The sequence below is a fragment of the Methanobrevibacter sp. genome (assembly GCF_045586545.1).
Classification (GTDB): domain Archaea; phylum Methanobacteriota; class Methanobacteria; order Methanobacteriales; family Methanobacteriaceae; genus Methanocatella.
Window position 1 is genome coordinate 1 of sequence record NZ_JAZNAN010000081.1, and the last position, 12297, is coordinate 12297.

Sequence of the window (12297 nt, forward strand, 5' to 3'; positions counted from 1 at the left end):
TATCTTATTTAAATTATTTAGTATTGTTTACCTAATATAACACTGTTATTAATATTTTCAAGCGATATAAAGGTGTTTTATTCCTTTTAACACTGTTATTTCAATAAACTTTATATACAGTTTCACATCAAAAATAGTAACAATAATCAATATGTATGAAAGTTTATTTTGTTGTTTTATTCTAACAGATAAATTGTATTTTTCAAAATTTAATAGTCAATATAATTTAACTTTCACAATGTTTGAAATTTGAAATAAAATCTCATAATAAATCAATTCATAATGATTATAGATATATATCGAGGGGAGTTTATATGGATAAAAAAGCATTGAATCTTTTTTTCATATTTATTGTAGGTTTATTCCTTGTTTCAGCCGTTTATGCTAGTGATAACTCCCAAGTCAATGATACTATTGCCTCATCAGACATTCAAATTACTTCTGATTTATCAAATAATGATATACAAAACTTGTTTGATGATGCAAATGAGGATACAACATTTGAATTTACAGACAAAGAATACAATAACATATCTTTAGTGGTAGATAAGAAATTGAATATAGTTTCCAATAGTAATAGTGTTGTTAATGTCTTGGATGGAGTTAGCGATACGGCTAAAAGTTTAGGAATAGACAAAACCTTCGGATTTTACTTTACATCTAATAGTGCCGGCAGCGTATTGTCCGGGATTACAATCAAAGCTAACTCATGCGATAGTGCAATCATTGTTGATGGTGCCAGTAATGTAAATATAAAAAATGATTATATTACTGGTGGGGATAATTCGGTTTTGATTAAAAATTCCGATAAAATTACATTGTCCAGTAATAAGATTACAAAAGCCAAAAGCAATGGTATTTTAATTCAAAATGCTAAAAGTTGCGTTATTTCTAAAAATAATATTTGGAATAACAAAAGGTCAGGTATTGAAACCTCAAACATTTACAATTGCAAAATACTTAACAATACCATTCATCATAATGGCTTTAATGGAATTTCCATGTACAATATCTCATCCGGAAATACTATCAAATATAATAAGATTCACAACAATACTAATGGTATTTTTGTAAACTCTGAATCCAGTAATGATTTAATTGTAGCAAATACATTATCCCATAATCGCCGTGACCCTTATTGTGAATTGGGTCCTGACGAATCTGGAAACGGGTTGCTTTTAGGAGACCATTTCAGGACTAAAAAGGACAGTTCCAAATTACTTGTAAAAAACAATGCATTAATTCACAATGAACAATTCCAAGCTAAAAACAACCCTGCAAATGAAAAATTTGAGCTAGACCAAAACTGGTTTGATTCAACAGACAATGAAAATACATTCGTTTGCCCAATGCTTCTTGCAAAAATCCTAAAACTTGATGCGATAACCATTAAAAACGGTATTGGTCTTCAAGTTAAGGATCCGCAAGGAAATGTGGTAAATGAGATGGGAACATTTGATGTTGATGTGGAAGTTAACGGTAATAAGTATACTACTACTGTTGAAAATGGGATTGCCAAGATTCAATCTCCTGATTTGGAACCCAATACCGAATATGAGGTTGATGTAACTATTGGTGAGAAAACTGCTAAAAAAGTAGTTAAATATCGTGCAACAGCAGGTTCTGAGGATTACCAAGACCCTTATGATTCAAAAAGCAATAATGATGATAATAAGGGCTCTGAAGATGATTCAAATAATGGCAATGCAGGTAGTGGAAACGGAAACGGCAATGGGAATGGAAATGGACGAGGAAATAGCAGTTCAACAGACTCTCATATAGCCAACTCTGGAAAAACCGGTAAATTTGGAGATAACAGTTCAAATATACAGTCTTCTGATTCATCCGATAGTGGAATGAATGCCATGTCATATGGGGATTCAAATGCAGGTTCTTCAAGTGAAGGATTAGCAGGTGAAGAAGGTAAAGCATATGAGGTTGTTCCTACGCAAAAAATCTCAAAAACCATAGTTGATACATCTGGTATAGTTGTAATAAGTATTGTTTCTCTATTAGGGTGCATCGTTTATGGGTACCGACGTAATTTAAAATTTGAAGATTAAAAATTTCCTTTTCTTTTTTTTATTTATATATTATAAAGTCAAAGTATTATTAATGACAATCAAATCTCATTCTTTAAAAATCAATACTGAGAGAAACTTTGAAATCATTGATATTACATCAAAAATCAACGAATTAATTGATATTGATGAAGGAATCATCTCCATTTTTTCAAAACATTCCACTTCAGCTATCGTTGTCAATGAAAACGAATCCGGGCTTTTGAAAGATTTGGAATTCACATTAAATAATCTAATTACAGATAAATACAGCTATTCACATGATAGAATAGATAATAATGCAAAGTCACACTTAAAGTCATTTTTGCTCTCATCAAGTGAATGTTTGCCCGTTAAAAATGGAAAACTTGATTTAGGCACATGGCAATCAGTATTTTTCATAGAATTAGATGGGCCAAGACGTGCTAGAACAATAACTTTGACAATGGTTGGTGAATAATTGAGGCGATGGACAATAATTTTAATTGCAATCATAATTATTTTGTTTATTCTGATACTCATTTTCAATAATTATGATACTTCACCGCAATTGAGCAATTACTCTCAAATTGAAATTCAAATGAGGAAATTGTGGTATTGAAAAAGAATTTAGTCATTGATAAATTCAATTTCAAATGCAATTACAGGATATTCTAGGGTAAAATTAGTAATTACTTCAGGGGATACTTCTCCAAAGAATCCTTTAATTGTACCTTTTTGAGAGGAACCGGTAACGTCAGCGGCTCTTCCTTCAATGAAGGTTTTATTTTCACTGTCGGTAATTTCCATTGAATAACCTAAGTTTGACAATACGCTTGTCATAACGGATTTGATTTCACTGAAGTTTGCAGTTGAATGGCAGATTAATGCAGCCAGTTTTTTGGAAGCAACAGTCTTGTTTTCTTTAGTATCATCCAGATATAAAACGTCTCCGATTTCAAAAATCTTTTGAGGCAAATCTTCGTGTTTGTTGTCTTCTAAAAATTCCATTAATGAGTTTATTAAACTGGTTCTAATCATTGTCCTGTCAATTGTGATTGGTCTTGCAACTTGGACATGTGCTTCTTCAGCTTGGTTCATTTTTTCATAATGGGCTTCCTCATTGGTAAGCATTAAGCTCATTACTTCCTGGAACCCTAAACCAACCATGACTTCACGGATGATGCTTTCTGATTTAAACCAGTTGTTTTCATAAGCTACAGTATTAATGTCAGGCAATTTAGCATCGATACTGTTGATATGGTATTGTATTGCAATGTTTTCAACAATATCAACTTCATGCAGGATATCTACTCTATAGGCAGGAATGCTTACCTTCACTTCATTTTCATCAATGACTTCAACATCAAAACGAGCTTTAAATAATAATTCTTTTATATCCTCGGCAGATAAGCTTGTTCCACCAATCAATTCATTAGCTGTGTCAACATGAACATTCATCACTTGAGGAGTCAAATCGGGGCTTACAATGGTTTTGTCCTCATATCTGACTTCCATAGTTTTGATTTGTCCTCCGACTTCCGCAAATGAGCAGCATATGATATTCAATGCTTGATTGACTGCCCTTTCATCAGTACCGGTCACATCAACAATAATGTTTTTGGTATCTTCCTTAAGTTTGGTTAACTCTCCGTTAATGATTGGGGGCATTGATAAAACATTGTCATCTTTATCTAAAATCAATGGATATTTATCGAAATCTTGGATTAAGTGAGCATAATCTTTACCCTTGTCATGTTGGGTTAAGATTTCATCCGGAGTCATTTCAGTGTCTTTTTCCAAAGGAACAAAAGCATTGGCGTCTTTAGGTGTTGCAATGTATTTGAATGGACCTTCCACAACATCTGCATTGTGGATACCGATAGCTACCTTTTTCCTGTCTCTTCCGATTACCCAGTGAAGGTTTTCCTGGAAATCCATAACATATTTGAGTTTATCGCCAGTAAAATCAACATTATCAATCTTTGCAAATCCTATATATGGTCTGATTGACGCTACATCAGCATCTACAGTAACATATTCTCCAGAACTTTCAACTTTATAATCTGGAAAACCGATTTCCTGACCGATGAATCCTTTAAAAGATCTAGCAACTCCTTCAACAGACAAATTATCCGGTCTGTTAGGGAAGAATTCCACTTTGATTTCCTCATCATCAAAGTCTTCGATATCACTTGCCATCATTGGTAAAGTGTTTATTAATTCGTCTTTTTCCATATCTATTCCTAAATCTTTTAAATCTTGATATTTGAATGTTATAACTGGCATCTAATAACTCCTAATTTATAATCCATAGATTAACATGAAAAATAGAGACTCGATTACAAAATGAAGAGCTCTATGTTCTAATTCGCCCATACCACGTATGAATACGGTATGGCCTACATCAACTACAAAATGAATAAGGGCTGCTAGTATTCCAACTGTCGGATTTAAGAAGACAATTGATACAACTACAAAATGAAATCCTGCTTCCATTATTTCATGTATCACCCATGTTTGCCAAGTGGAATGTGTTGTCTGTTCGATAAGGCCACCTAGGATAATGTAAAAGTTATTCAAAACTTTCCACATCAATGTGGTGTGCAGCACGTCACTTATTGCCAAAACAATAGCTACATAAAACCATATTAAGTTCATTTATTTTCACAGTCCTTATATTTGATAATATTAATAATTTGATTTTATTATATAATATAGTTAACTATCTTATTTGATTTTACTTAATATTTTTAAATAATAAACAACATATTTAATAATATTATTTTTACTTAATTATTTTAGGAGAAAATATATGTCAAACGAAGAAATTCCTAAAGACTATGATTTTAAAAAAGAAAAAGAATGGGAGCAGAAATGGGAAGATGAAAACATCTACAAATACATTGGAGATGGATCTCGTCCTAGATATGTAATTGATACTCCCCCACCATACCCAACAGGTGCCATTCATTTAGGGCATGTATTGAATTGGGTTTACATGGATATGGACGCAAGATACAGAAGACAAAAAGGATTTGATGTCCTGTTCCCACAGGGATGGGACTGCCATGGTCTTCCAACAGAAGTGAAGGTTGAAGAAACCTATAATATTAATAAAAATGATGTTTCAAGAGCACAATTCAGACAATATTGTATTGATTTAACCGGTAAGAACATTGCAAGCATGAAATCAGACATGAAAGCAATGGGTTATTCACAGGATTGGACCCGTGAGTTTGTAACAATGACTCCCGAGTACATGAAAAGAACCCAATATTCCTTTTTAAAAATGTATGAAGATGGATTAATTTACCAAGGTATTCACCCGGTAAACTGGTGTCCTCGCTGTCAGACAGCTATTGCTTTTGCAGAAGTCGAATATTCAGACAACACTACATTTTTAAACTACGTTAACTTCCCGCCTGCAGTTGATGATTCCTATGATGATATTGTCTCATCTCAAAGCTCAGGCAAGCAGGCTGACCCGAAAGATGAAGGTATTCTGATTGCAACCACCCGTCCTGAATTAATGTCTGCCTGTGTGGCTGTCGTAATCCACCCTGAAGATGAAAGATACACTCACCTTTTAGGAAAATATGTGGAAGTTCCTCTTTCACATCAAAAAGTAAAAATCATTGCAGATGAAGAGGTAGATCCTGAATTCGGTACCGGTGCAGTAATGATTTGTACTTTCGGGGATAAGACTGACGTAAGCTGGGTTCAAAAGTATGATTTGGAAATCATCAATGCTATTGATGAAACAGGCACATTAACATCCGCTGCCGGAAGATATGAAGGAATGGACTTGCAGACCTGTAAAAAACAAACCATTGAAGATTTAGACAATGAAGGTTACTTATTAAAGCAAGAGGAAGTAGACCAAAATGTAGGGCAATGCTGGAGATGTAAAACTCCTATCGAAATTCTTGTTAAAAAGCAATGGTTTGTAGCAGTTCGCGATTTAATTGAAAAAACAAAAGTTGCAGCAGATGAAATGAGATGGGTGCCTGACCACATGAAATCCCGTATGGTAAACTGGGCGGATTCCATGGAATGGGACTGGTGTATCTCAAGACAAAGAATATTTGCAACTCCAATTCCGGTATGGTACTGTAAGGATTGTGGAAAAGTCATTTTACCAGACCCTGAAGATTTACCAATTGATCCAACAGTAGATAAGCCAAAACATGCCTGTGAATGTGGTTGTGAAGAGTTCATCCCAGAAGAAGACGTACTTGACACTTGGATGGATTCATCAATTTCACCATTATCCATTGCAGGATGGCCTGATGAAGATTATATTAATCATTTCCCATCAAATCTCCGTCCACAAGGACACGATATCATTCGTACATGGGCATTTTATACAACACTAAGATGTATTGCATTAACCGGCCAAAAACCATTTGACGATATTGTAATCAATGGTATGGTATTCGGTGAAGACGGTAATAAAATGAGTAAATCAAGACCGGAATTTGTTGTCGGACCTGAAGAGGTCATTGAGAAATACGGCGCTGACTCATTAAGAACCTGGGCGGCCAACAGTGTTCCTGGATCTGATGTAATATTTGACTGGAAAGATATCAAACATGGATACAGATTCCTCAGAAAATTCTGGAATGCATTCAGATTCATTAGCATGCAGATATTTGATGAAGAAGTTACATATGATGAAGTTAAAGATAATTTAGGACCATTGGATTTATGGATATTGTCAAAACTCAATAACTTAAACAAAACTGTTGATCAGGCATTTGCAGATTATTATTTCGCCGATACAATAACATCAATTGAAAGGTTCTTCTGGCATGATTTCTGTGATGAATACATTGAAGCTGTAAAATACAGATTGTATACTGATGTAAGTGATGAATCACGTAAAGCTGCAAAATACACTTTAAGGACAGTTGTTGAGACATCCTTAAAATTGTTAGCTCCAATTGCACCATTCTTTACAGAAGAGGTTTATCAGTACTTCTCAGATGAATCAATTCATACAACTTCCTGGCCTGAAGTCTATGAAGAACTAATCGATGAAGGTTTCGAAACCAAAGGTGAAACCACTGTCGAGCTAATCGATGAGGTCAGAAGATTCAAATCCGCTTCCAAGATTCCGTTGAATGCGGAACTCGCTGAAGTAAATGTTTTCACTTCCGATGATGCATTGGTTGAAATCTTCAATGAATTTGAAGATGATATTAAAGGAACCTTGAAAATCAAAGATTTGGCAATCAGTTCCGGAAAACCTGAAGTTCATGAAAAAATCATCGAAGTTGAACCAGACATGTCTCAAATAGGACCTACATTCAAAGGGGATGCCGGTAAAATCATCGGTTATTTAAAATCAACTGATATTGATGAAATCGGTTCCGTTTTAGAAGAAAATCATGAATTGACAATTGGTGAAATTGTAGTTCCTGAAGATATGTTGAATATTAAAAAAGAGATTGTTGGAGCATCTGGTAAAAAGGTAGATATCCTCCAATCTGAAGAATTAGATATGATTGTGGAAGTAATTAGATAATTACTTCTCAAATTTTCTTTTTTTTAGCTATTGATTAAATAGGATGTATGTTCACAGCATTTTTGGCCATTACACCCTTTTTCTTGTCAAAGCCATCTTTTGTGTAGAAGCTTACACTTGTATATTTCTGGAATTCATCATTACTTCCTTTAAATTCCTGTCTACTAAAGAAATAGGATTTGCCATCTTCTCCTTCAATAAATCCCGCATTTCCATTAGCTATGATATTGACGATTATACCATTTTGGATTTCTTGATCTTTGTATTTCAAATCATTCCAGAAGCTTTTAAGTTCCTTTTCGATTTTCCAATATTCCTTATTCTCTAAATCGAGACCGGCTTCTTCTATTTTTTCGGTTAACCTATCCTCAATCTTCCATTCTTTGTTGAGTCTGATGCTGTATTCTAAATATCTGTGTTTAAGGGCTTCTTCAGGATATTCGTCTTCAATCAAATCAGCAATTAATGAATAAACGTTTACTTTGCTCTCACTTGGAGCAGGAGTTAAGGCAGCATCTATCGCATAGGATAGGGAATTTTCAAATTCTCCTTTGAAATAGTAGCTTTCGGCTATTTCAGCCTTCATATACCAGTCAGGCTTTTTGGCAATCATCTTTTTAAGATATTCAATTGCCTCGTCATATTCTCCAAGTTCGTTGGCACATTTGGCTATTCTCCAGTTAAACCAGGTATCGTCAGTCAGTTCTTCTAGTTGGAGAGCTTCTTTTGACAATTCATAGCAGTAATCAATATCATCGAGCTTCAAAAGAGCTTTAGTCAGTTGGCTGTAGTATTTTTCTTTGTTGGAAGGGTATTTTTTTCCGTTGAAATCACTGGCCTTTGAACTTAGATAATCTGGATTTAATTTTTCAGCCCACATTGTGACTTCTACAAAATCATTGTTTTTGTTTAAGTTTTCTAGAACTTTTAGGACTGATAATGTATATGGACATGGATATTTGCTGTTTTCTGATTGGTCTTGCTGTTTTTTAATTTCGGTAATCAGCTCAGCAGCATCAAGGATTTCATCAAGATCTTCATTGTTTTTAATATATTTATTGTATAAAATCCAGCTAAAAGTTGTTTTGTCAAATTCTGAGAAATCTTGAGGGTTGCTTTGCCAAAATTCCCTGAAGATTTCTTCCGCTTCATCAATTTTGTTTTCTTTTTTGAATCTTTGCGCTAATTTCAATTTTTCTTTGGTAACGGCATCCATGTTAACACATCCTTAGTAATATATAATTTGTTATAAAGTTATTATAAATCATTCTCTATTTCTTTAACAACACGAGCCGGAACGCCTACCGCAAGGGAATTGTCAGGAATGTCTTTTGTTACCACCGCACCGGCACCAATAACAACATTGTTTCCAATTGTAACTCCCGGAAGAATAGTTACATTAGCTCCCAACCACACGTCATTGCCTATTCTAATAGTGCTGGCCTGTGCCAGATGTCCACGTCTTTTCTTTGGAGATAATGGGTGGCCTACAGTTGTTATTGTAGTATTCGGTCCAATCATCACGTTGTCTCCAATATAAACTTCCTTGATGTCCAATATTGTCAGATTGAAGTTTCCAGTAAAATTGTTTCCTATAAAGATGTTTTTTCCATTGTCAAAGCAGAAGTGTTTGGCTATCCAAACCCCATCTCCCACTGAACCTAAAATTTCACACAATACTTCGTGCTGTTTGTCCAAATCAGAATTGTCGATTGAATCGTATAACTTGCTGTTTTCAACTGCATTCAGTTTCATTAGGGATATTTCCTCCTCATCATAGCAATATTCAAGACCCGCTTTCATTTTGTCAATTTCTCTCATAGTTAAATATATTATTTATTTTGATTAAAAATATTAGTGATAGAATGATTCTTAAGGTAAAAAATATTTCACAAATCGGAGGTGTTGTAAAAGCTCCTCCTTCCAAAAGCTATTCACACAGAGCAGTAATCTTAGCTTCACTTGCCGAAGGCACTTCCAAGTTATATGACATGCTATACTCTGAAGATACCTTGGCATCAATTAGAGTCTGCAAAGCTTTGGGTGCACAAATTACTCAAACCGATGATTGCTTGGAGGTTGTTGGAACTGGAGGCAAACTGCATAATTCATCAACAGAACCAATTGATTTGGCCAATTCGGGCACTACCTTAAGATTAATGACATCCGTTTCTGCCTTAAGCGATAATGAAGTAATATTGACAGGTGATGATTCATTGAAAACTCGTCCAATGGGTCTTTTGATGGATACATTATATTCATTAGGTGTCCAAACGGAGTCATTGAACGATAATGATAAGGCACCGATACTGATTAAACCGGGTTATATTGGCGGTGAAGCCAATATTTATGGAAATGTCAGTTCCCAGTTCATCTCATCTATTTTAATCTCTTCGCCATTGTCTGAAAATGGAGTTAGCTTATATGTTTTGCCGGAATTCAAATCAAGGCCATATGTCAATATGACATTGGATATAATGAGGAAATTCGGCGTTAAGGCACTAAGGGCATATTATCTAAAGCATGCTAATTGCGATAAGGAATTCCAAAGCTGCAAAATCGATGAGTTCATCGTTAAAAAGCAGCCTTACCTTGCCTGTGATTATACTGTTGAGGGGGATTATTCTTCTGCGTCATATCTGCTTGCATTGGTTGCAATCAATGGCGGCAAAGCTAAAATAATGAATCTGTTTAGAAATTCAAAACAGGGCGATAAGGTAATTTTGGATATTCTTCAGGAAATGGGAGTTAAAATCATAAGGGCTGATAATCATGTAATAATTGGCTCTGACGGTAACTTAAAGGCTATTGACGTTGATTTGTCAAATGCTCCAGATTTACTGATAACCGTTGCAGTATTGGCGGCTATGGCTGAGGGAACCACAAACATTACTGGTGTGGCTCATGCTAGAGTAAAAGAGACTGACAGGATTGATACAACCTGCCGTGAACTTGAAAAACTTGGCTGTAAAGTGGTTGAGAGGGAAGATGGAATGAGCATTACTGGTGGTGTAACTTCAGGTGTAGTCGATTCTCATGGCGATCACAGGTTGGCTATGGCATTTTCATTGATTGGCCTTAAACATGATATCGAAATTACAAACGGTGAAGTGTTTGATGTTTCATTCCCGAATTTCATTGAAAGCATGGCTGAATTAGGATTTGAATTGGAGTTGGTAGAGTGAATAAGGAAGAAAGAGTAATTGAATTGATTAATCAATTGGAAAACACTTTTGAGATAAGAACTTTTCTTGACCATGACCCTTATCAAGTTTTGATTAGAACAATATTGTCTCAAAGAACCCGTGACGAAAATACCGATCAGGCTACTGAAAACTTATTCAGCAAATATAAGGATATGTATGAGATTGTTGAAGCTCCGATCGATGATATTAAAGAATTGATTAAGCCAGCCGGTTTCTATAATGTCAAGGCAGCCAGAATTGTTGAGGTTTCACAAATTCTGATTGACCAATATGGGGGAGAAGTTCCGGATACGGTCGAAGAGCTTGTCAAACTTCCGGGGGTTGGCAGAAAGACAGCAAATTGCGTAATGGTTTTTGCTTTTGAGCTTCCTGCAATTCCAGTTGATACTCATGTTCACAGGATTTCAAACCGTTTAGGTTTGGTCGATACAAAAGATCCGGAAGAAACTGAAGTGGAATTGTGTAAAATTGCTCCTAAGGATTTGTGGATTAAATTAAATGATTTGATGGTTCAATTTGGTCAGAATATATGCAAGCCGATTTCTCCTCAATGTGAGATTTGTCCTTGCACTGAAATTTGCGATTATTTTAAGGAAAATATCTAATTTTCCTTCTTTTTTTCATTAATTTCCATAAAGTTTATATATCATGTTTTTTTCACTTTAATTTTACGCAATGGCTTCAACAAGCTTTATATATTCTTTAAAACAAATTTAATTATCATGGAAATTGAAAATATTAAAAATAACTATTATATTGTTAAATTAAATCAAAAACATGAGTTAAACAATTTTTCATGTGGTTTAAATGATATGGATGACTTTTTGAAAAATGATGCATTAAGTCAACAAGAAGAAAAATTAAATGTTACTTATCTTGCGATGTATGATAAGGAAATAATAGGATTTTTTTCTCTGCTTTCAGATATAATTAAATTAAAAGATATTGAACAAGACTATGATTTACCGTATAGTACGTGTCCCGCTATTAAAATTGGTAGATTTGCAGTTAATGAAAAATATAATTCTTCCGGGTTGGGAACTGTTTTGTTAGATAATGTTTGTTATCAAATTAAAAAAATTTCTGAAATACATGGTGTCCGTTTCATAACTGTTGATGCATATTGTAATGTTCGAGGGTTCTATTATAGAAATAAATTTAATCATTTTAAGATTCATAATGAGAATAAATTAATGCGTGCAGCTACAAGAAATCCAAATTTAACAATTCCTTTGTATAAAGATTTAAAAAGAATATAATGGAAAAATTTTATATATTTGTATATGTTATAAAATTAATTAGAGGTAATTAAAATGGCAAAACCAATTGCACCAACACCAACTTTAAGAGGAAAAGACACTAAATTATTTTTAAAAGAAATGAAAAGGCCCAATACCAAAAAAGAAGATGAAATTAAGGAAAGAATCAATAATAGTAGGCATGTTGATTTTTTTTAATTTTTTAATTTTTAAGACAATTTTTAGTCATACCAAAACCTTTATAAAGTAAAACAAATAATATA

Annotated in this window: 11 protein-coding genes; 7 read left to right on the top strand and 4 right to left on the bottom strand. The window is 34.1% G+C overall.

The genetic code is table 11. The features are described from left to right. Positions 1-314: 314 nt before the first annotated feature. Positions 315-2063 (top strand): right-handed parallel beta-helix repeat-containing protein, encoded by a 1749-nt coding sequence (locus tag ACKI3D_RS06305; RefSeq protein WP_407393019.1) that lies wholly within the window; start codon positions 315-317, stop codon positions 2061-2063. A gap of 52 nt (positions 2064-2115) precedes the next feature. Next, positions 2116-2520: a secondary thiamine-phosphate synthase enzyme YjbQ gene (locus tag ACKI3D_RS06310; RefSeq protein WP_407393020.1), complete on the top strand. Its 405-nt coding sequence runs from the start codon at positions 2116-2118 to the stop codon at positions 2518-2520. Between the two features lie 149 nt (positions 2521-2669). Here the strand turns inward: ACKI3D_RS06310 and pheT are convergent, their stop codons facing one another. Both pheT and ACKI3D_RS06320 read right to left on the bottom strand, forming a co-directional pair. Further along, positions 2670-4328 (bottom strand): phenylalanine--tRNA ligase subunit beta, encoded by a 1659-nt coding sequence (gene pheT / locus ACKI3D_RS06315; protein WP_407393022.1) that lies wholly within the window; start codon positions 4326-4328, stop codon positions 2670-2672. Positions 4329-4343: 15 nt separating this feature from the next. Beyond that, the gene (locus tag ACKI3D_RS06320; protein WP_407393023.1) at positions 4344-4700 is read right to left on the bottom strand and encodes a hypothetical protein; all 357 of its coding nucleotides are present in this window, start codon (positions 4698-4700) and stop codon (positions 4344-4346) included. 154 nt (positions 4701-4854) lie between these two features. Between ACKI3D_RS06320 and ACKI3D_RS06325 the strand changes: the two genes are divergently transcribed. Continuing rightward, a complete protein-coding gene (locus ACKI3D_RS06325; RefSeq protein WP_407393025.1) occupies positions 4855-7569 on the top strand; it encodes a valine--tRNA ligase in 2715 nt (904 codons plus the stop codon). Positions 7570-7603: 34 nt separating this feature from the next. Here the strand turns inward: ACKI3D_RS06325 and ACKI3D_RS06330 are convergent, their stop codons facing one another. Next, on the bottom strand, positions 7604-8785 hold the full coding sequence (locus ACKI3D_RS06330) for a tetratricopeptide repeat protein (RefSeq protein WP_407393027.1): 1182 nt from the start codon (positions 8783-8785) through the stop codon (positions 7604-7606). 41 nt (positions 8786-8826) lie between these two features. Further along, positions 8827-9372: a sugar O-acetyltransferase gene (locus ACKI3D_RS06335; RefSeq protein ID WP_407393029.1), complete on the bottom strand. Its 546-nt coding sequence runs from the start codon at positions 9370-9372 to the stop codon at positions 8827-8829. A gap of 62 nt (positions 9373-9434) precedes the next feature. Here ACKI3D_RS06335 and aroA point away from each other — a divergent pair, with 62 nt between their 5' ends. The 4 genes from aroA to ACKI3D_RS06355 all read left to right on the top strand — a co-directional run bounded on the left by aroA (position 9435) and on the right by ACKI3D_RS06355 (position 12232). Continuing rightward, positions 9435-10754, top strand: a complete 1320-nt coding sequence (gene aroA, locus ACKI3D_RS06340) for a 3-phosphoshikimate 1-carboxyvinyltransferase (protein ID WP_407393031.1) — start codon at positions 9435-9437, stop codon at positions 10752-10754. Next, positions 10751-11380, top strand: a complete 630-nt coding sequence (gene nth / locus ACKI3D_RS06345; protein ID WP_407393032.1) for an endonuclease III — start codon at positions 10751-10753, stop codon at positions 11378-11380. The genes aroA and nth overlap by 4 nt, the downstream gene beginning before the upstream one ends. A gap of 117 nt (positions 11381-11497) precedes the next feature. Continuing rightward, positions 11498-12034, top strand: a complete 537-nt coding sequence (locus ACKI3D_RS06350; protein ID WP_407393034.1) for an N-acetyltransferase — start codon at positions 11498-11500, stop codon at positions 12032-12034. Positions 12035-12088: 54 nt separating this feature from the next. Further along, entirely contained in the window at positions 12089-12232 is a 144-nt protein-coding gene (locus tag ACKI3D_RS06355; RefSeq protein ID WP_407393036.1) for a hypothetical protein, read from the top strand. Positions 12233-12297: the final 65 nt, after the last annotated feature.

Excerpts from the sequence above, each read along its gene's own strand:
- pheT (WP_407393022.1), bottom strand. The coding sequence starts at position 4,328 with ATGCCAGTTATAACATTCAAATATCAAGATTTAAAAGATTTAGGAATA.
- ACKI3D_RS06305 (WP_407393019.1), top strand. The coding sequence starts at position 315 with ATGGATAAAAAAGCATTGAATCTTTTTTTCATATTTATTGTAGGTTTA.
- ACKI3D_RS06330 (WP_407393027.1), bottom strand. The coding sequence starts at position 8,785 with ATGGATGCCGTTACCAAAGAAAAATTGAAATTAGCGCAAAGATTCAAA.
- aroA (WP_407393031.1), top strand. The coding sequence starts at position 9,435 with ATGATTCTTAAGGTAAAAAATATTTCACAAATCGGAGGTGTTGTAAAA.
- ACKI3D_RS06350 (WP_407393034.1), top strand. The coding sequence starts at position 11,498 with ATGGAAATTGAAAATATTAAAAATAACTATTATATTGTTAAATTAAAT.
- ACKI3D_RS06325 (WP_407393025.1), top strand. The coding sequence starts at position 4,855 with ATGTCAAACGAAGAAATTCCTAAAGACTATGATTTTAAAAAAGAAAAA.
- ACKI3D_RS06355 (WP_407393036.1), top strand. The coding sequence starts at position 12,089 with ATGGCAAAACCAATTGCACCAACACCAACTTTAAGAGGAAAAGACACT.
- ACKI3D_RS06335 (WP_407393029.1), bottom strand. The coding sequence starts at position 9,372 with ATGAAAGCGGGTCTTGAATATTGCTATGATGAGGAGGAAATATCCCTA.
- ACKI3D_RS06310 (WP_407393020.1), top strand. The coding sequence starts at position 2,116 with ATGACAATCAAATCTCATTCTTTAAAAATCAATACTGAGAGAAACTTT.
- ACKI3D_RS06320 (WP_407393023.1), bottom strand. The coding sequence starts at position 4,700 with ATGAACTTAATATGGTTTTATGTAGCTATTGTTTTGGCAATAAGTGAC.